The following is a 22,303-nucleotide window of genomic DNA, read 5'->3' on the forward strand; positions in this document are numbered from 1 at the left end:
GGCTAGCTAAACGCTAGCCCTTCTTCTTTAGCCTGCCCATGGTTTATCACCCTATTGCGCCCTGTTTCTTTGGCGCGATACAGAGCGTTATCAGCGCACGTGAGCAACCCCATCAGACAGGGTGTCTCCGCTGTTTTTTCCGCGGCGCCTATACTCACGGTAAAGGTCAGCGGCGCTTCCTCAGGGAGCTCGATTTGAATCTTACTAACGGCGTGGCGCAGGTTTTCCGCCACCGCCAGGGCACTGGTAATATCGGTTTCCGGCAGCACCACAACAAATTCCTCACCACCATAGCGCGCCAGAGAGTCGCTGGCTCTCAGGTTCGCTTTTAGCGTTGCGGCCACTTGCTTTAACGCTTCATCGCCAACCAGGTGACCATACACATCATTAATCTTTTTAAAGTAATCGATATCCAACAGCAGCAACGACAAGGGGTGCTCATAGCGCTTGGCATTTTCGAACAGCTCTTCGCCTATCATCATAAACATGCGGCGGTTATTGATCCCCGTCAGCGCATCGGTTGCGGCGATGGCCTTTAACTCTTTTTGGTAGAGATCTATGTTATGGCTGAGTAAAGCCATGATGAAATAGGTTTCAATCATGGTCACGTAGATCACCGAATAAAACAGCAGGCGTTCGGATTGGGCATCGAGGGAGATAATAGGCGCCGTGTCCGCCGCCTCGGAACATACATAAAAAAGAATGCCGCCGGCTAAACTAAAGACAAATTTTTCAACTCGGTCGTTTTCGTTAAAGAGCAGAAAAACCCCAGGGGTAATTATTAAATAATAAAAATGAAAACCAGCACCAACCCCAAAAGTGTGAACACTAAAGAGGTAAACGTGCGCCATCAGCACGGTAAAAAACCACACCTTGGCCCCTCGGTAGTAGCGCTTATGGGAAAACAACAAACCAAAGCCATAACAGACAACAAAGGCCAAGTTAATAGCGGCCACGGCGGTCTGGTTTAAAGACAGAAGAAAGTACAGTGCGTACAACAAGGCAACCACACAGGTCACAACGGTCACCAGGTTGGTGGTTTGTACCTTAGTTGCTTCAACGTGTTCAAGGCGGTCCGTGCCTATGTTTATAAAACCCAGGTGAACAAGTTTTTTTATCATAGGGAGTTATTTTTACCGGCGGCGCTGTGGCCACACTTTATTGTTGTTTGCTTATTCTGCCATAGCCTTTGATGATTTGTTACTTAATAAATTAAAAAGTTTAACGCCTTTTTTACTCAGCTTGATGGCCTGTTTCACCTGCAAGGTGGCAATGCGTCGCTATCCGCACAGGGCTAATTAGAATACCCCGGGAAGCAAGCGATATTTAACCCGTCGGGCATAATCCCTGTACCCCGGTAACTCCTTGTGCAAAGTTGTATCTTCTAATTGGGTTCGTATCAGGGTTATCACAGTGGCGAATGCCGTGGGCAGTAAGGTCCACAGCGAATCAAGCGCCAGGACAATGCCAAACAAGGCCAATACACTGCCGGCATAACCGGGATGACGAATAAAGAGATAGGGGCCGGTATCACAGACCACATGGCCGCGCTCGGTTTGGATGCGCACTACACTGATAAAAAACCGGTTTTCTACCAGGGCCCAGGTAGCAATGCCATAGCCGAGGGCAACCAAAATAAACCCCAGCCAATTTAGCCACAGGGGAAATTCGCTGGACCACTGATACCTGTGGTCAAGCCCGGCCACTATGATCATGGGAAAGCCGATGCTTATCGCCATTAAAGGAGCAAGTACCTTATCCCAGGGTTTGGCTTTTTTAATGCTGTCGATATTTTGTCTTTCGGCGATTAATCCGGGATTCCTTTGCTCTGTTAGCACATGGCCGCCGACGCCAAAGGCGAACACCTCCGCCGAATAGACCCAGGCCTGCCACCAATGAAGGTCAAAACTGCACACAAATAGAATCAGGGGGAAAGTAAGATACAACAGGAGCAGGTCAACCCACTGACGTGTCGACATGCTTTTATGAGCGGCTTTATCGCCCGGCTTGGCTGACATATCAGTCCCCAAATCATTATTGAGCGTGAACGTACAGATCAGTGAATTAAACTGCCTAACCTTACTAATCCGTGCACATGGCGTATTCGGCCACACCATCTCGAATTCGTTGATAACAGCCGCAGGGGTCGTTATCGACACTGCATTGCCCTACCACCACGCTGCCTTCTGCCACAAAGTCACCGACGACAAGGCAATGGCCCTGACAATCTGAGCCCGTGGTACACTGCTTGCCCGCATCCGGGTAGGTGTAGATACAGGCAGGGATGGCATTCATACACACACTTTTGATCACCCCGCCCTTTTCAAGGCACGCGAGGACATCAATTCGCGAGAGCGCGTCCAGCCTCATTTGTTCCAAGGTGCCGTCACCTGCTTCGGTGGCCGCAAACAAGGTAGATGAAAATAATAAGCCAGTAATGAGTGTCCAGTATTTCATAATTCCAACATCTGATTTTCAGCCCGGCGTCCGGGTATAGGGTATGGATTTAAGCCTCGGGTTTAAGCCTCGGGTTCAAGCCTAGGGTTCAAGCCTAGGGTCAAACCCAGGCGCTTGTACTTAGCGAAACTCTGATAATTATAGATTCAATTGCCAATTCTCTCTCGAATTAGCCGTTCTAAGTCGTTACTATTTAGCAAACACATTATTCGAGTAAAAACGTTAGATGATCGAACAAGAAATAGCCCAAGTAGAACGTTACTACCAAATGGCCATAGACTTCCTCGTTGCCTACAGTGCACAGTTGGTACTGGCTTTGGTATTACTGGTGTTTGGTCTGTGGCTGGCACAACGCATTAGCCGCTGGATCTTTGCCCTGATGCAGAGCCACAAAATCGACATTACCTTGTCCACCTTTACCAGTAACCTGGTGCGGGTGCTACTTATCGTCACCTTTGTGGTCATTGCCCTGGGCAAGGTGGGAATAAGTGTGACTCCCTTTGTTGCCGCCATTGGTGCCGCATCACTAGGTGCTGGCCTGGCATTGCAAGGCATGCTGTCAAACTATGGCGCCGGCCTTGCGATCATTGCAACCCGTCCCTTTGTGGTCGGTGACACCATTACGGTAAAGGGCGTCACAGGTCAGGTAAGCGCCATTGAGCTCGGTATGACCCATTTACGCGACGAAGATGAGGTGGAGATCACCATTCCCAACAAGCACATTGTTGGCGAAATCATTCATAATTCATTCGATTACTCTCTTGAAGAAGGGACCATTGGCATTGCCTACGATGCCGATTATGAGCAGGCAGAAGCACTCATCATCGAGGTGTTGGCGTCGCAGAGCGATGTTGCGCAAACGCCAAAGCCACAGGTAGGGATCAACGAATTTGCCGACAGCAGCGTTGTGCTCTTATATCGCTATTGGGCACCAACCAAGGCCAAGGTGGCCACCCGACTTGAAATCAATAAGGCGATATTCCGCGCCTTGAAACAGGCACACATAGAAATCCCCTTTCCTCAGCGAGTGGTTACACTCAAGCAGGAAGCCCACTCCTAAGCCCTTCAACCCATGGCACGCTGCGGCGTGCCTACCATTTTAGCCCCAGTCGCATACAGAGCGCCCCGATAGGCTATACTCATAACAATTAAAAAAATGTTTAAAAACAGGGCGTAAATATGTTCTTGGGTATCCTGTCGTCAAACAACAATAAAGCATACCTAGCTCCGGCCATCTTGCTTATTATCGCTATCGCGCTCTTGCTCATTAAGCTGCTCGTCAATACTGAGCCATCGGCCGAGCCTTCAGCCGAGCCTCCAGCCGAGCCTTCTGCCGAGCTAGGCCCTATGAGTTCAAGTGCTGTCACGGAGACCCAACTCCCTGCATCACAGACACAGATGCTCGGTAATTCCGACATTCTAAGCCCTGATTTTATCGCCACCAGGGGCAGTCACTGTGAAAAGTATTATCTTATTTATAAGCAAGAGCCAAGCCAGCACAACGAAGTGCTTGCCAGGCAAGTCTGTCGTAATTTCAATTAACGGCCTGTTTTTGCAGGTATTGAGCGGATATGCGACTGGTGTTCCCGAGTAAAAAACATCGATATACAACTCAATACAAACTCATGTATGATTACGAAGTTATGAATTAAATGTTACTGTCCAGGCCAAGATGATGAACGGAAAAGATAATAACTGGATCCTAGTGGTGGATGACGACACCGAGTTAGCGCAACTGGTGGCGGGTTTTCTTGAAACCAACGGCTATAAAACCAAAATTGAAAACAACGGCTTAAAAGCTGTGCAAACCATAATTACCGAGCAGCCGGCATTGGTCGTGCTCGATGTCATGCTACCGGATATGGACGGCTTGTCGGTTTGCCGTCAGGCGCGCTACGGTTACCCGGGTTTGGAAGGCACCTACGACGGTCCTATTCTTATGCTTACCGCCCTCGACAACGACATTGATGAAGTGGCAGGCCTGGAAACCGGTGCCGACGATTATTTAGCAAAACCGGTGCGCTCGCGGGTACTGCTGGCACGAGTACGAGCCCTGCTGCGCCGCAATCCCCATGAAGCACCCGCATCGCTTCCAAGGACAGAACAACAGCCGGAAGAAAAAACAGAAGACGAAGCCTTGATCAAATTCGATGATCTGGTGATAGATAAAAAATATCAAAGCGCGGAAAAAGACGGCAAGGTCGTGGATTTGACCACCGCGGAGTTTGAATTGCTAGCCTTATTAGCCAGCAACCCCGGAGTGATCTGCGACCGGGAGTTTATTTCCGAGCATTTTGCCAAACTAGGTTATGAAAGCTCTAATAGAACCATAGACTTGCGCGTGTCACGGATCCGCAAAAAGCTTGGCGACGACAACAATCCTTCGACTAGAATTAGAACTATCCACGGTAAGGGTTATCTCTTCGTAGGAGATAGATAATACGATGCGCTTTAAACTGTTATTACTACTCTGTTTGCTTCTAGGTACCGGGCTTTGGCTTAGTACCTCGGTGCAGGGTAGTGATAACGAAGAACAAAGCAGCGTTGCCCAACTCGAAGCGCAACTGCCTCAGGCCAAGGGCAGAGAAAAAGGCGAGATTTTAACCGAGCTGGTGGAAGCCTACCGGGATAACAATCCTCCGCTTAGCTTGGAATATGCACAGCAGGCCTTGTCGAGTTTTGCCAAGTACCCGGATGAAAAGCGCCATATAACGGTCCTCAATAATATGGCCTGGGCTCATATTACCCTGGGGCAGTACGAACAGGCACAGGCTCGCACCAATCAAAGCCAGGCCCTGTCAAAAGAAGTCGATTATAAACGCGGTCTTTATGTGTCTGTTACCATGCAGGGGATCATCTATTGGCGCACCGCCGATTACCAATCGGCATTGAAAAACTTTGAACAAGCCCTCGAAATAGCCAAGGAACAGCAAGATACCCGGGGTATCGCCAATACCACTAATTATATCGCCATCATTCACCAAACCCTGGGCGAGCCAAAAAAAGCACTCGAGTATTTTCAAAGTGCCTTTGAGATGCAGCAACAAATAGGCGAAGAGAAAAGCATCGCCGTGTCTCTCAATAACCTCGCCAATATTCACGGTACCAGTGGTAACTATAGTTTAGCCCTTGATTACCAATTAAAATCACTGACCATTCGCGAGCGTATTAACGATGTTCCCGGTCTCGCTCAAGTGCTCGGCAACATTGGCCTCACCTACTTCTATCTCGAAGACTATGATATGGCGCTGTCTTACCTACAGCGGGCACTGGGTTATTACGAAACCTTGCAGGACAAGCTTGGCATTGCCGAAATGCTCACTAACTTGGGGGCCGTGCACCAACGTAAACATCAATTCGATGCCGCACTGCATCAATATCAATCCGCCCTGGCACTTGCCCAGGAATTGGATGATGTCGCCATGATGTCACGGATCAAAATTGATATCGCCAGCGCCTATATAGAGTTAGGCGATGCGGATTTGGCTCAGGAGTACGCCGAGCCGGCACTGCAAAAAATTATCAATCTAAAAATTATCCCCCTGCAGGCGAATGCGTTATTGGTCAGTGCGAAAATAGCCAAGCTTAAAGGTGAGACCACCCAAGCGATCCATTTAACCAATCGCTCTATAGAGGTGGCTACGGATGTTGAAGATAAGCGCATGGTGCGCGATGCCTATCAGTATCTTTATCAAATTTATAAGGACAGGGGCGATCTGGCTCAAGCCCTTTATTACCTGGAATTGTTTAAACAGGTCAATGATGAGATGTTTAACTCCGAGAGCGATCAACGGGTTGCCTTCTTGCTAAGCCACTTCGAAGCGGAAAAACGAGAACAGCAAATTAAACTGTTACAGGCGGATCAAAGCCTAAAGCGCAAAGAGATTGAACAGCAGAGATACACCCGTAATGTCTGGATTGCTTCCTTGTGTGCCAGCTTCGCCTTTATTCTGTTGTTTGTTAACCGCATGCATCAAAACAAGATAAACCGCTCGTTGAATGAAAACATCAAATCGCAACGGGAATTAATTCAAGCGGTTGCCCATGAATTCAGGGCGCCATTGGCACGGGTGCAATTGGCCTTCGATATGTTGGAAGACTCTCTGGTTGCCGATAACACTAAGCTGCTGAGCACTAAGATTAATGATGGCCTGACCGAACTGGAAAAGCTGATCAAAGAAGCCTTGGACTTTATCCAGCTGGAAAATAAGTCCCGGGCACTGCACACCAGCGAGCTTAAAATTGGCAACATGCTGTCGCGCTTACTTGAATCTCATGTCGATCTGTATCCCGATATTCATTTCGAATTGACCGAGAAAGGGCCACAGCCTTGTGTGGTTCAGGCCGATAGTCACCAACTAAACCGCGCCGTTTCCAATATCGTTCGCAATGCCGCCCGCTTTGCCGAGACACAGGTGCAGGTTACCTTAAATAACCTGTCGCAACATTATGAGATCTGTATTGAAGACGACGGCCCGGGTATTCCCGTTGCCGAACGACAGCGGGTTATTGAGCCCTTTGTTCGCCTCGACCTCAGTCGCTGTCGCGATTCCGGCGGTGTCGGCCTGGGTCTGGCACTGGCGAAAAAAATAAGTGAAGCTCATGGTGGCAAACTCATAGTTGGGTCTTCTACCCTAGGTGGTGCCAAACTCACCATTCGCTGTCCGAAAAAGCCGCCACCAACCAGTAACAGCTAGGCGCATTTTGGCGCCGGCTTTAGCTCTTTAACACAGTGCCCTCTGCTGAGCAGCATATACATGGCGCCTTCATGGCGACAAAAAAGTCAGTCGCCCTGGCCCAATTAACCACTTTCTTAACTCAACGCTTTCTTTGGTATACAAGTTAACCGTTTTTTACTTGTTAATTTTATCGCTGCAACTTATCGAATAATTTTCTTTATTTTCGGTAACTTATCATCCATTTTCAGGAGATTTTAGTCAGTTTTTTGTCATTACTGTGTACAAAAAGTTAAATTTATTTGATCTTTAGTGTCTATATGTATATAAATGTATATGTTGAGTCATTGAAATTGATTCCCAAAACCTTTCGAGGCAAGGGATCACGTTATGTTTTTTTAGCAAGTTCAAATATTTATGCCTGAGCACCAGAAGCCGCAAAGATAAATAGCATTGAACACCAACTTGTAGGCAGCACGCGTTTTCGCGGTGTACGGACAACACCAAGGTAACGCCAACCCCTACACAAATTGGAGCAAAGTTATGAAAGTAACAAAAATAGCGAGCGCCTTAGCGGCATTAACACTTAGCGCAGCAGCATGCGCACAAGCAGACGATTCTCGTTTCGTAATCCAGGTTGATAACAACAGTAAAGGTGTTGTCAAAGCATTAGCCGTTCAGTCTGGCGCCGAAATCAAGGTTGATGGCGAAGGTTTCTTTGCCGCCAGCTTCCCGGGCATGGACCTTTCTCAGGTTAAGGGTGTTCTTAATAACCCACATGTAAAACTAATCGAAAAAGACCAAATCCGTAAGCCATTCGCGTTATACAACGACGATGCTGGTAATCCTATGACCAGCCAGCTTACGCCTTACGCCGTATACCAGTCACAAGCTAACCAGGTACCCTTTATTGCCGGCGCAGGCATGAAAGTATGTGTTATCGACTCAGGTCTTGATAGATCAAACCCTGACTTTAACTGGGCCGGTATCACGGGTGATTATGACCCAGGTACAGGCGATTGGAATGTAAACGGTGGCCCACACGGCACCCACGTAGCCGGTACCATTGGCGCCAGCGATAACGAATTCGGCGTAGTCGGCATGGCCCCAGGCGTTGAAATGCACATTATCAAGGTATTCACCGAGCGCGGTTGGGCTTACTCATCAGATCTTGCCCACGCTACTAACCTATGTAGCCAAGCCGGTGCCAATATCATCAACATGAGCTTAGGTGGCGGCGGTAGCAACAACGTTGAAGCCAACGCCTTTGCCGAATTCAGTGCCAATGGTGGTCTGATCGTTGCCGCTGCGGGTAACGATGGTAACTCAGCTGCTTCATATCCTGCAGCCTACCCTGCAGTTATGATGGTTGGCGCCAACGATGCCGATAACAACATTGCACCCTTTTCTCAGTTTCCAAGCTGTTCAAGCGGACGCGGCAAACGTGCCACCTTCGATGAAACCATCTGTGTTGAAGCAACGGCCGGCGGTGTTCAAACGCTTTCTACCTACCCAGCGGGCATGGCGGATATTGCGTCGCTAAGCGCAGACGGTACTTTCTATGCTTCTGCAGGCATGGAAAACGACGGTGAAGCGACGGCTGCGGGCTATTTCATGGGCACTGCTGAAGCCGTAGATGCCGGTGCACAAGGCCGCATCTGTGTTATCGACCGCGGTAACATCAGCTTCCACGATAAAGTAGCAAACTGTGAAGCCTCTGGCGGCGTTGGTGCGGTTATCGTTAACAACGTAGACGGTGTACTGTATGGCACCCTGGGTGATATGAACAGCACATCTATTCCTGCAATTGGTGCAGACCTTGCTGACCGTGATGCATTTTTGAATGCAGCCTCAATCTCAGTAAGCGTCACTCCTTCTGCTTACGGTTACATGAGCGGTACCTCTATGGCTTCACCTGCGGTAGCCGGCGTTGCCGCACTGGTTTGGTCAAACCACACCGGTGTAGTGGTGAGCAAATCCGTGACGCATTGAAGATGACCGCCGAAGACCAAGGCGCAGCTGGCCACGATGTCTACTTTGGTTACGGTATCGTTAAGGCCAAGGCCGCTCACGATTACCTAACACAAAATGGTTGTGGTAACACGCCGACTCCGGGTGAGCTATCACTTAGTGCCACGCATGTATTTGCCAAAGGCAAAAATCAGGTAGAGCTTGTTGCCTTGGGTGCGTCTTCGGGTAGTGCCGATATCTACCGTGATGGTGCCAAAATTGCTACTGTTGCTAATGGCACACAGTACAACGATGCCTTCTCTCGTAAGGTAAGCGGCACATTCACCTATAAAGCCTGTGACCAAAACACCACAGACTGTACTGCTGAGCAAGTAATCTCTTTCTAAGCAGAAACCCTTTTCTAGTTGGACCTTAACCAAAGCAGTGTGCTCATCCCCATTGAGCCGCTGCTTTTTTCTTTTTAGCCCCCACTATTTTCCCATTTAACGCCCCCATACATACAAGGCCCGCCCAGGCCAAGGGCCACACAAGTTCAGTGCGATACTCCAGGCGCGGCAATAAAGTGCAAGCCAGCGCGGGCATACTACGACTCATGTCTATAATGTCATACCGCCCTTAATTACAGCCCCATCAGCTGCCACAGTGAGCGACTGGGCTTTGAGCACATCGATCCCCTGTCTCATTGTCCCTAAGGCAAGACAGAGCGCCTGTCGCCCAGACTCAGTTTTTTGTATACAGCGTATACATCTTCTTTGGTTGGCTCTAAGTGCATTAGGCTGAAATACAAGTTTATATACAATTGAGCAATTTCCAGGCACCTCTCAGACCTAGCAAAGCTCTCTGTCACCCGTGCATAAATAACGCGCAACACTGCATAAATACTGGTTTTATAGGACATTTGTCCTGCTAACAATTCTATTGCAATTTGCACATCAATAGACAAAAACACGAAATTCTTCCGATGAATAAAAAATAATTTGTCATTTTCCTGTAATAAAAACCCCTTTCAAATCATAACACTGCATACTTTCTATACATTTTTTATAAATAAATGTGAATTTTTTACGTCATTTTTATTGATCATATACAAACGAAGGTATATAACTATATACATTCGCATACAAGAAGTGCGAGCGTGCGACTTACAGGGAGAATGAAGTGGGTACGTACAAATGAACCAACCATAAGTTAAATTTACAAACAACAGGAGATCAGATGATGAAAACGCCCAAGAAGTCATCTTCCAAACTAATCAAAACACTAGTAGGTACTACACTACTAGCTGGTATCAGTCCTGTTGCTTTAGCAGTAGCGCAAGCGCCACACAAAGCAGCACCAGAATACGATCAACAAACTGTTATCGTTAAGTTTAAAGAAAGAGTAGCTAAGAAAGAGCGTAAAGAGCTTTCTCGTAACCTTGGCGTATCTTTCAAAGATAAAAACAACGACGGTGTTGATGACCGCCTACGCAACATTGCTAACGGTCGTCTTGCGGTACTAGATCTTGGTAAGGGCCGTTCAGTAGATGCTGTATTGGCTAGCCTTAAAAACCACCCACTTGTAGAGTACGCTGAGCCTAACTTCATCGTTAAGCACCAAGCTGTTCCAAACGACCCTAGCTATGCAAACCTTTACGGCATGCAAAAAATCTCTGCCGAAGCGGCATGGGATTACACCATCGGTGATGCATCAGTAATCGTGGGTGTTATCGACACAGGTTTCGATTTCCAACACCCTGATCTTGTAAATAACATCTGGCGCAACCCTAACGAGATCCCTGGAAACGGTATCGATGACGACGGTAACGGTTATATCGATGACATCCACGGTATCTCAGCCATCCTAGACAATGGTAACCCTCAAGACACTGGCCTTCACGGTACTCACGTAGCCGGTACTATCGGTGCTCAAGGTGACAACAACCTGGGTGTTGTTGGTGTGAACTGGCGTACCAGCATGGTAGGTTGTAGCTTCCTGGGTTCAGGTGGTGGTACCCTTGCCGACGGTGTTCAGTGTATCGACTATATGATCGGTCTTAAAAATGCCGGTAACAACGTTCGCGTTCTTAACAACAGCTGGGGTGGCGGTGGTTTCACGCAAACGCTTAAAGACGCAATCGCAGCAGCCAACAACGCCGATATGCTATTCGTAGCGGCGGCAGGTAACGATGCTTCTGATATCGATGCCGGTGGTTTCTACCCTGCAGGTTATGATGTACCAAACGTAATGGCCGTTGCCTCTACCGACAGTCAAGACAACCTATCTGGTTTCTCTAACTTCGGTGACGAGCTGGTACACATTGCCGCTCCGGGTTCATTCATTGTATCTACTGTACCTGGCGGTGCATATGACTCGCTTAGCGGCACTTCAATGGCCACACCTCACGTAGCCGGTGCTGCAGCGCTTGTATTATCTGGTAACCCAAATCTAACTACTGCGCAGCTTAAAAACATCCTAATGAGCACGGGTGATGACGTAGCCGCATTACAAGGCAAAACCATCAACGGCAAGCGCATGAACGTGTTCAATGCCTTGGCTGATTCAGGCGGTACAGGTCCTTCATTCTTTATGAATGCCACGCCTTCGTCTGCAACGGTTAACCAAAACGAAAGCCAAGACTTCGTTATCGACCTGACCGCTGCCGGTGGTTTCACAGGCGATGCGACTCTAAGCCTGTCTACTGTTCCAGCTTTAGATGCACAAGTGCTATTTAGTCAAAACCCAGTTGCTGCTGACACAGCCACAACTATGACTATCAACACTACAACTGCAACTGCTCCTGGTACTTACCAAATGACGGTGACTGCGGTAGACGGTGATATCACTAAGACATTACCTCTAACGCTACGTGTATGGCCTGAAGGCAGCACGTCTACCAGCTTCAGCAACAACGAAGCGGTATTGATTGAGGACGATGCACCTGAGTCTCCAGCTGAGAGCGTAATTAACGTACCTCATGAGATGATCATCACTGAGGTTGCAGGTCACGTTGACATCACTCACGACAACATCGCTGACCTAGTGATCAAGCTAGTAGCACCTAACGGTAAAGAGTCTGTACTTCGAGAATTCGAAGGCCAAGGCACCAACCGTCTTGAGATGGACTTTGTTAGCTATGATAATGAGCTGGATAACGCCCTAGGTAACTGGACGCTACGAGTAGAAGACCACAGCAACAACGCCTCAGGTATTCTTAACGACTGGACATTGAAGCTAAGCGGCGCGCCTCTAAGTGCTACTGACTTCGCTCCTAACGTGTCTATCGCAACTCCTGAAAACAACAGTGCCTTCCTTGTTGGCGAAACAGTAAGTTTCTCTGCAAATGCAAGCGACACTGAAGACGGCGACCTAACTTCAACTGTAGTATGGACGTCAAATGTTGATGGTGTTATCGGCAACGGTGCAAGCTTCACTAAGTCAGACCTATCTGTAGGCGACCACGTAGTAACGGCTTCTGTTACCGACTCTGCGGGTCAAACAACTAACCAGAGCATCGAGTTCTCTGTAGCAGCTGCCAACACTACGGTAAGCGGTTCTAACAACACAGCCATTGCACTTCCTGAGTGGGGCGGCCGTGTATACACTGAAATCGACCTACCTACCGGTGTTGCTATCGATGCGCTAGAAGTGTCTGTAAACATCTCTTACGATTCAGTTCAATACTTGAACGTTTGGTTACAGTCTCCTGCTGGTACTCTAGTGAAGCTAGTAACTTGGCGTGACTTCTGGAATAAAGACCTTATCCATACCTTTACTCCAGTAGAATTCGCAGGTGAGTCAAGCAAGGGTAAATGGCGTCTATACGCAGAAGATACGTCAAGCTACACCATGAACGGCGTACTTAACAGCTGGAGCATCTCAGCATCTAACGGTGACGCGGTACTACCACCACCGGCTGAAAACCAAGCGCCTGAAATGACTATCAATGCACCTATGGGTGGCACTAGCTTCAACCTAGGCGACAGCATCACCTTCGACGGTACTGCAATTGACGCAGAAGATGGCGACCTAAGCGCAGGTATCAAGTGGTACGATAACTTCAACGGCCTAATCGGTACTGGTGCACTATTCAGCATCGACACGCTTGGCGCTGGTGACCACATCGTGACTGCAGTGGCTACTGACTCGCAAGACGCGTTCGACCAGGCACAAGTAAGCTTCACTGTGGTAGACGCTCCGGCTAACGTAGCACCTGTAGCTGACTTCAGCTTCGCCGCTACTGACCTGAACGTACAGTTCACTGACATGTCAGGTGACACTGACGGTGCGGTAAGCACTTGGTCTTGGGACTTCGGTGACGGCGCTAGCTCAACTCTAGCTAACCCTTCACACAGCTATGCAGCTGCGGGTACTTACACTGTAACCCTAACTGTAAGCGATGATGACGGTGCCCAGCACTCAATCACTAAAGACGTAACTGTGACTGAGCCTGTAGTAGAGCCTACTATCACACTACAAGGTACTGCTGAAGCCTCTAACGGCCGTATCGTAGCCAGCCTGTCTTGGACTGCACAAACTGCAACAGAGTTTGATGTATACCGCGACGGTGCCCTAGTAGACACTGGTGTGACTAAAACGAGCTATACAGACCGCTTTAACTCAACCGCTACTAGCTTCACTTACCAAATTTGTGAAACTGGCACTGCCAACTGTTCTTTAGAAGAGACCATTGCGGCTTCTCCTAAGTCAAAAGGCAACGGTAAACGTAAGTAAGTTGTAAACCCTGGGAAGGCTCACTAGAGCCTTCCTTTTTCTTCTTAATTTACGTTTAACACAAGAGCGTAAATCAAAAAGAGAAAATAGGGATTGTTATTAATGTTCGAAAACCTGGGAGCTTTATTGTGGCTAATCTTTCAACCCTAATCCGCTATCCACTGATAGCAACGGCAACCCTAGCCTGCATGCTAGCAAGCGACGCTCACGTCAATGCGGCACACAATATGGATATGAATGACAGCTATGCGCTACACACCACAGGCTCGTCAATCGGCTCACAATGGCAACTCAGCAACCCACTTTTTCCGAACAACCCGTTGCGCCTGGCATCTCGTACCCAACTGCCTTATGCGGCCAAAAGCATAGATACCTTGGTTGGCGAGAGCATTTCAGGTGGTACACCGACACCAGCCAACAAAGAACCTAAATTAGACCCACAATTCAATTTGCATTGCGCCAGCTCGGTACTCACCATCAACGCCGGCGAGACCGCCACCTTCAACTGTAACAGCCGTATCGTCGATGGTTTTAGCGGCATATTGCGACTCTCACTCGCGTCTTCGTTACCCGGGGCCAAACTATCGCATCGCGAAATCAATGCCGGCATGCCTTTTACCCTGGAAGTGCCAACCAAAAACAAAACTCAGTGGGGTGATTATGTCTTTACCCTCACCGCCAACAAGGATAGCCAGCTTAAACAGCAGGCCGTAACCTTAAAGATTCTGCCCCCGGGCGTACAAACCTACAGCTTTAACAATGCGAGCGAGATGACCATAGTCGATAATGGTGCCACCGCTCAAGAGAGCGAGATTTTTGTGCCGCATCATCTAAGCACCTTCTCTTTAGAGGTGGAGCTGGCCGTTCGCCATAGCTGGCGCAGCGATCTTTCCATCCAATTGGTGTCGCCCAGTGGCAATGTACACACCCTGCATAACCGCGATGGTGGCTCGGGTAATGACATTAATCAGCACTACCAAATTGAGACCTTTAACGGCGAAAACGCCTACGGGCCCTGGAAGCTTCGTATAATCGATAAGGCGCCGGGCAATATTGGCGAACTGCGCCAGTGGTCAATGCACCTAGGTGGGTTTAGCAACCGCCAACATGCCCAGCGCTCACTGCGCTAGGTAATCGTTAATATCACTCTCATCGATTTGCTCGGGCCGTAAGGCTGCTCGGCATAGACCAGGTAAAGATGTTCGCTCAGGAATAAGTTAAACAGATCTCAGTGGATATGTTCGTCGGCCACCCTACTCTTGATGATCTTCAATGCCCGGGCAAGGGCAAGGTTTTAAGCATGCCAATGGTGGTGATATGTTCCTTGATTATATATCAGTTCTCAGCACTCAAGGTCTGTGCGCCCAAGGCAAACGGCAGATGCACCGATAACATCCTGATTAACATGCCTTATATTGACATCGGGAGCAAGTCAGAGCCAGTCATAACGGCCGGTTATGGTGAATCTCTACGAAGAAGGATAGCTTTCCCCTCACTGGGCTGACTTTATCGACATACTTTGTATACAGCTTTGTAGTGTGGCCGCCGACACTCGGGCTACCCGTACATAACCTATATACAATTAAGCTTCTTAGTGGCATTCCTAAAGCGAAGAAAGACACCCAGGTATCAGTGCATAAATAACACACAAACATGCATAAGTATCGGTTTTATCGATAATTTAACCTGACATCAAGTCCATTGCAAATTGCACATCAATAAATAAGAAACAAGAAAACCTTCCAAAAATTGAAATTATTTTGCCATCACCCCGTAATAAAAACCCCTTTTAAATCATACGAAAGTATGTCATTTCACACCATTTATAAATAAATGTGAATTTTTTGTGTATTATTTATTGATAAGATACAAATAAAGGCATATAACTATACACATATGGATACAATAAGTGCGATCGTGCGACGACTTACAGGGAGAATGAAAATGAAGTGGGTGCGTACAAATAAAACAACCATAAGTTAAATTTACACACAACAGGAGATCAGATGATGAAAACGCCCAAGAAGTCATCTTCCAAATTAATAAACGCCCTAGTAGGTACAACACTACTAGCAGGTATCAGCCCTGTAGCCCTAGCGGTTGCTAAAGCACCGTTCAAAGCAACACCTGACTACGATCAACAATCAGTTATCGTTAAGTTCAAACAAAAAGTAGATAAGAAAGATCGTAAAGAGCTTACTCGTAATCTAGGCGTATCTTTCAAAGATAAAAACAACGACGGTGTTGATGACCGTTTACGCAACATTGCCAACGGTCGTCTAGCGGTGCTAGAGCTTGGTCAAGGCCGTAAAGTTGATGCGGTACTTGCAAGCCTTCAAAACCACCCACTTGTAGAATACGCAGAGCCTAACTACATCGTACACACTACTGCAGTTCCAAATGATACTTCATATGCAAGCCTTTACGGCATGCAGAAGATTCAAGCTGAAACTGCCTGGGACTATGTAATCGGTGATTCTTCTGTTGTTGTTGGTGTTATCGATACAGGTTTCGATTTCAACCACCCAGACTTGGCTGACAACATCTGGACCAACCCGAATGAAATCGCGGGCAACGGTATCGATGATGACGGTAACGGTTATATCGATGACATCCATGGTATCTCAGCCATCCTAGACAATGGTAACCCGTCTGACACAGGTGCTCACGGTACTCACGTAGCCGGTACTATCGGCGCCAAAGGTAACAACAACCTGGGTGTTGTCGGTGTTAACTGGCAAACCAGCATGGTTGGTTGTAGCTTCCTTGGCTCAGGCGGCGGTACTCTAGCCGACGGCGTACAGTGTATCGACTATATGATCGGTCTTAAAAATGCCGGTAACAACGTTCGCGTTCTAAACAACAGCTGGGGTGGCGGTGGTTTCACGCAAACGCTTAAAGATGCAATCACATCAGCGAACAACGCCGATATGCTATTCGTAGCGGCAGCGGGTAACGACTCAGCCGACATCGACAACGGCGGTTTCTACCCTGCGGGTTACGATGTACCAAACGTAGTAGCGGTAGCCTCTACCGACAGCGCCGACAACCTGTCTGGTTTCTCAAACTACGGTGACCAGCTGGTTCACCTGGCTGCACCTGGTTCATTTATCCTGTCAACTACGCCTAACAGCAGCTATGACACGTTCAGCGGTACGTCAATGGCCACACCTCACGTAGTCGGCGCTGCAGCCCTGCTCCTTGCGGGCAACCCGAACCTGACTACATCACAGCTAAAAAGTGTACTAATGAACACTGGTGATACGCTGGCGGCTTTGGCAGGTAAAACCATCTCTGGTAAGCGTTTGAACGTTGCCAATGCACTGGTCGATTCAGGCGGCGCGGGTCCTTCTTTCTTCATGGAAGCAACGCCAACTAAATCAACCATCAACCAAGGCGACAGCCAGGCTTACTCAATCGACCTAGTTGCAGCCGGTGGTTTCAACGGCACAGCGACTATGAGCCTGACCAGCATTCCTGCGCTTAACGCTGACGTGGTATTCGCACAAAACCCGGTTGCGGGCGACACCACTAACACCATGACTATCAATACGACAGCGCAAACTGCGCCTGGTACGTACAACTTGACTGTCAACGCCACTGATGGCAGCGTTTCTAAGAACATCAACCTGGAGCTTAAAGTATGGCCTCAAGGTACAGTTTCTACTATGCTGACCAACAACGAAATCGTGCCTATCAGCGATGACGATCCTTCAAACCCAGCGACCAGCAGCATCAATGTTCCTTACGACATGACGCTAACTCAGGTTGAAGTGTTTGTTGACATCACACACACTTGGGCATCAGACATGGTAGTGTCTGTCATTTCACCAGCCGGCGAAGAAGTAGTTCTGCACGATCGTGCGGGTGGCAACGGCACAGGTCTTGTTGGTAACTTTATTCCTACCGAATACGAGTTGGACAATGCATTTGGTGAGTGGAAACTGAAAGTCGTTGACGAAGTTGCAGGCGACACGGGTGCTATCAACAGCTGGTCACTAAAACTGACTGGCGCACCTTCAGCTGGCACAGACTTTGCGCCAAACGTACAGATCGCGACTCCTGCTAACCAGGGCGCATTCTTGAACGGTGAAACTATCAGCTTCAGCGCAAGCTCTAACGACACCGAAGACGGCGACCTGACTGCCGGCATCGTTTGGACGTCAAGCATCGACGGTGTAATCGGTAACGGCACTTCATTCACTAAGTCTGACCTGTCGGTAGGCGACCACGTAATCACTGCGTCTTCTACAGACTCAGCGGGCCAAACCAGCACAGAAACAGTTGAACTGTCTGTTGCTAACGCCAACACCACGGTAAGCGGTGCAAACAACACAGCAATCGCTATGCCTGAGTGGGGCGGCAAGGTCTTCACTGAAATCGACCTGCCTACCGGTGTTGCTATCGATGCAATCGAAGTAAGCGTTGATATCTCGTTCAACTCGGTTCAATACCTGAACGCATGGCTGCAATCTCCGTCTGGCACCATGGTTAAACTGGTAACTTGGCGTCAATTCTGGAACGCAGACCTGGTACACACCTTTACACCGGTTGAGTTCGCAGGCGAGTCGAGCATGGGTACATGGCGTCTGTTCGTAGAAGATACGTCAAGCTACACCATGAACGGCGTACTGAACAACTGGAGCATCTCGGTATCAAACGGCAACGCGGTACTTCCGCCTCCGGCTGAAAACCAAGCCCCAGTGATGACTATCAATGCACCTACGGGCGGCACTAGCTTCAACCTAGGCGACAGCATCACCTTCGACGGTACTGCAACTGACGCTGAAGACGGTGACCTAAGCGCAGGTATCAGCTGGTACGATAACTTCAACGGCCTAATCGGTACTGGTGCTCTATTCAGCATCAACACACTAGGCGCTGGTGACCACATCGTGACTGCTATTGCGACTGACTCACAAGACGCGTTCGACCAGGCACAAGTAAGCTTCACTATCGTAGACGCGCCAGCAAACGTAGCACCTGTAGCTGACTTCACGTTCGCCGCTACTGACCTGGATGTACAGTTCACTGACCTATCTGGTGACACTGACGGTGCGGTAACAACTCACTCTTGGGACTTCGGTGACGGCGCTGGCTCAACTCTAGCTAACCCTTCACACAGCTACACAGCTGCGGGTACTTACACTGTAACCCTGACTGTAAGCGATGACGACGGTGCCCAGCACTCAATCACTAAAGACGTAACTGTGACTGAGCCGGTTCCAGAGCCAACTATCTTTGTACAAGGTACTGCTGAAACTGACGGTAACCGAGTAACAACGGATCTATCTTGGACTGCACAAGCTGCAACTGAGTTTGATGTATACCGTGACGGAGCGCTAGTTGCCTCAGCTGTGAGAAAAACAGACTACACAGACCGCTTTAACTCTACTGCGACTAGCTTCACTTACCAAGTATGTGAAACTGGCACTGCCAACTGTTCTTTAGAAGAAACCATCGCGGCTTCTCCTAAGTCAAAAGGCAGCGGTAAACGTAAGTAAGCTGTAACCCCTGGGAAGGCTCTCACTAGAGCCTTCCTTTTTCATTTCACATCCTGCAAACATTTTTTAACGCGTTCCCCGCAGTAAACAAATACTTGTCAGGCTCACACTTTGAGGCAAAAACAATGAAAACAAAATTATCCCTACTCAGTTTGGCCATGCTGCCGGTACTGGCTCAAGCATCCATTGAGTTCAACGCCAAGGAACGCAAGTACGACGACAACTCAGTATTGGTTGTCTATAAAGAAGGCGCTACTGCAGCACAACGTGCTTCTGCTCGCGCTCTTATCGGTGGTAAAAACGACCACCTTAATGAAAAAGGACAAGACCGCCGTTTCCGCCATATTCTTAATGGCCGAGTGGCATCTGTTAAACTAGACAAGATCAAAGCCGACGCCGCAATCAAGGCGCTTAGCAAACACCCTTCCGTCGACTATGTCGAATACAACCAGGTATTCCAGCCTGCGGCCCTACCCTCAGACTCTATGTTTGGTGATCTATGGGGCATGCACAACACCGGTCAGCAAGGCGGTGTTGCTGGCGCCGATATCAGCGCCAATGAAGCCTGGGATATCACCACCGGCAGCGACGAAGTCGTGATCGGTATTATCGACACCGGTATGTGGCATCCCCACAATGACCTGGCGGCAAACGTATGGACTAACCCAGGCGAGATCCCGGGCGATAACATAGACAACGACGGCAACGGCTACCGCGATGATATGCATGGTATTAATGCCTATCACGACCTCGGTGCCCTAACGGACTGGCATGGTCACGGTACACACGTAGCCGGTACCATAGGTGCAGAGCACAACACCCAAGGTGTTGCTGGTGTGAACGCCAATGTAAAAATGATCGGCTGTGCCTTTATTAATGAAAATGGCGGCCTGACCGAAGATGCGCTGCAGTGTTTCGATTACATGATCGACCTTAAGCAACGTGGCGTCAATATCGTTGCCACTAACAACAGCTGGGGCGGTGGTGGCTTCCAGCAGATCATGAAAGATGGTATCCAGGCGCTAAGTAATGAAAATATTCTTTTCGTTGCCGCGGCCGGTAATTCCAGCCGAGACAACGATGTCCAACCTAGCTATCCAGCAAGCTATGACGTTCCAAACGTTATCGCCGTGGCCAGTACCACGCGCAACGACACCATGTCGACCTTCTCACAATGGGGTCAGCAAAGCGTTGACCTGGGCGCACCGGGTTCAGATATAGTCTCGACCGTGCTGAATAACCAGTACGAGAGCTTTTCTGGTACCTCAATGGCGACTCCTCATGTCACCGGTGCTGCTGCCCTGATTGCAGCTCGTAACCCGAACCTGAGCATGGCGGAAATTAAAGACCTCCTGATAAACTCGGGCGACACCATCCCAGCCCTGGTTGGTAAAACCGTATCCGGTAAGCGTCTTAACATCCACCGCGCGCTGATGGAAACATTGCCCGGCTTCGACCTGTCGGTTGACCCAGTCACTCAAAGCATGACCGTGGGCGGCACGGCAACTTACACCTTCTCAAGCGTAGCGACTCGCGGCTGGCAGGGTGAAATCAGCCTTAGCCTGGAATCATCACTTCCCGGCGCCAGCCTGTCTGCAAGCACCATTATGCCGGGCGACACCTTCACTTTGACGGTACCGACCACCACAGAAACCCAGTGGGGTGATTATGTATTCACAGTAACCGGCACCGCCGACAACGGCGAACTGGTTCAGCAGCAAGCGGCGAATCTGGAACTCCAGCCTAGCGGCTTGAACAACTACACCTATGCAAACACCACTGCGATTGCAGTACCAGATAATGATCCCGTGGGCGTACAAAGCGTTATCAACGTGTCAGATGACCTTACCACCTTTGACATGAATGTAACTGTTGCTATCAACCACACCTGGATCAGTGACCTGCTGGTGACATTAACCTCACCGTCGGGCACAGAGCATATACTGCACAACCGCGCAGGCGGCTCAGGGGTCAACATAAACCAAACGTACACCCTAAGTACCTTTAACGGCGAGCTTGCTCAGGGTGACTGGGTGCTGAGCGTTTCCGATAACGCAGGCTATGACACGGGCACATTGCAGAGCTGGTCAATGGACATCACCGGCCTGGACAACGGCGGCGGTTCGACACCTCAGCCAGGTCCTGCTCCTGTAGCCGGTTTCAGCTTTGCGGTCAGCGACCTTGACGTAAGTTTTACCGATACCTCAAGCGACGGCGACAACAACATTGTTAGCTGGAACTGGGACTTTGGTGACGGCAATACCTCGAGCGTACAAAACCCTAGCCATAGCTATAGCATTGCTGGCGTATACAGCGCGACGCTCACCGTGACCGATGCCGAAGGTCAAAGCCACAGTGTCAGTCAGGTAATAACCATTACTGAGCCTAACGAGCTACCAATGGCAGACTTCAGCTTCGCAACGTCTAACCTGGCTGTGCAGTTCTCGGACCTAAGTAGCGACAGCGACGGTGCCATTAGCACATGGTCATGGAATTTTGGTGATGCTAGTACGTCCACTCTACCAAACCCAGCACATAGCTACGCAGCAGCGGGTACCTATGCTGTAACCCTAACGGTAAGCGATGATGACGGTGCCGAGCACTCGATCACTAAAGATGTGACAGTGACCGAAGCAGTTACAGAACCGACTATCGTGCTCCAAGGTAGTGCCTCTACCGATGGTAACCGTGTAGTCGCCAGTCTGACTTGGACTTCACCGACTAAGGTGACGGTTGATGTCTATCGCGATGGCGCCCTGGTAAGCAGTGGTGTGAGAAAAGAGAGCTACTCCGAACGCTTTAACTCTACCGCAACAAGCTTCACTTATCAGGTATGTGAAACTGGTACATCCAATTGTTCTTACGAGGAAACCATAGTGGCTTCTCCAAAGACAAAAGGTAAACGCAAGTAAGTAGTAACCCGTGAGGGCCCTGCAAAGGGCCCTCAGTTCCTTGCCAATTCGCACCAAACGCGCTCAATTA

General features: G+C 49.1%; 11 protein-coding genes and 1 pseudogene. 9 read left to right on the forward strand and 3 right to left on the reverse strand.

Annotated elements, in window-relative coordinates; all coding sequences use genetic code 11:
- Positions 1-2: 2 nt before the first annotated feature.
- From C2M29_RS06100 to C2M29_RS06110, 3 genes are all read right to left on the reverse strand, one after another.
- Complete coding sequence (locus C2M29_RS06100; protein ID WP_105188912.1) at positions 3-1,121, reverse strand: GGDEF domain-containing protein; 1,119 nt, start codon at positions 1,119-1,121, stop codon at positions 3-5.
- A 177-nt stretch (positions 1,122-1,298) separates the two neighbouring features.
- Positions 1,299-2,018, reverse strand: a complete 720-nt coding sequence (locus C2M29_RS06105) for a methyltransferase family protein (protein ID WP_105188913.1) — start codon at positions 2,016-2,018, stop codon at positions 1,299-1,301.
- A 64-nt stretch (positions 2,019-2,082) separates the two neighbouring features.
- Entirely contained in the window at positions 2,083-2,457 is a 375-nt protein-coding gene (locus tag C2M29_RS06110) for a hypothetical protein (RefSeq protein ID WP_105188914.1), read from the reverse strand.
- Between the two features lie 226 nt (positions 2,458-2,683).
- Here C2M29_RS06110 and C2M29_RS06115 point away from each other — a divergent pair, with 226 nt between their 5' ends.
- The 9 genes and pseudogenes from C2M29_RS06115 to C2M29_RS06165 all read left to right on the forward strand — a co-directional run bounded on the left by C2M29_RS06115 (position 2,684) and on the right by C2M29_RS06165 (position 22,233).
- Positions 2,684-3,517: a mechanosensitive ion channel family protein gene (locus C2M29_RS06115; protein ID WP_105188915.1), complete on the forward strand. Its 834-nt coding sequence runs from the start codon at positions 2,684-2,686 to the stop codon at positions 3,515-3,517.
- A gap of 119 nt (positions 3,518-3,636) precedes the next feature.
- Complete coding sequence (locus tag C2M29_RS06120) at positions 3,637-3,999, forward strand: hypothetical protein (RefSeq protein ID WP_105188916.1); 363 nt, start codon at positions 3,637-3,639, stop codon at positions 3,997-3,999.
- 130 nt (positions 4,000-4,129) lie between these two features.
- Entirely contained in the window at positions 4,130-4,897 is a 768-nt protein-coding gene (locus tag C2M29_RS06125) for a response regulator transcription factor (RefSeq protein ID WP_105188917.1), read from the forward strand.
- A 4-nt stretch (positions 4,898-4,901) separates the two neighbouring features.
- The gene (locus tag C2M29_RS06130; protein ID WP_105188918.1) at positions 4,902-7,154 is read left to right on the forward strand and encodes a tetratricopeptide repeat protein; all 2,253 of its coding nucleotides are present in this window, start codon (positions 4,902-4,904) and stop codon (positions 7,152-7,154) included.
- Positions 7,155-7,676: 522 nt separating this feature from the next.
- A pseudogene (locus tag C2M29_RS06135) lies at positions 7,677-9,490 on the forward strand (S8 family serine peptidase).
- Positions 9,491-10,319: 829 nt separating this feature from the next.
- On the forward strand, positions 10,320-13,817 hold the full coding sequence (locus C2M29_RS06145; RefSeq protein WP_105188920.1) for a S8 family serine peptidase: 3,498 nt from the start codon (positions 10,320-10,322) through the stop codon (positions 13,815-13,817).
- 128 nt (positions 13,818-13,945) lie between these two features.
- On the forward strand, positions 13,946-14,947 hold the full coding sequence (locus C2M29_RS06150) for a proprotein convertase P-domain-containing protein (RefSeq protein ID WP_158684652.1): 1,002 nt from the start codon (positions 13,946-13,948) through the stop codon (positions 14,945-14,947).
- 876 nt (positions 14,948-15,823) lie between these two features.
- Positions 15,824-19,321, forward strand: coding sequence for a S8 family serine peptidase (locus tag C2M29_RS06160; protein WP_105188923.1), 3,498 nt, complete (start codon positions 15,824-15,826; stop codon positions 19,319-19,321).
- 125 nt (positions 19,322-19,446) lie between these two features.
- A complete protein-coding gene (locus C2M29_RS06165) occupies positions 19,447-22,233 on the forward strand; it encodes a S8 family serine peptidase (RefSeq protein WP_105188924.1) in 2,787 nt (928 codons plus the stop codon).
- Positions 22,234-22,303 lie beyond the last annotated feature (70 nt).

The sequence above is a fragment of the Pseudoalteromonas sp. T1lg48 genome (assembly GCF_002964785.1).
GTDB lineage: Bacteria > Pseudomonadota > Gammaproteobacteria > Enterobacterales > Alteromonadaceae > Pseudoalteromonas.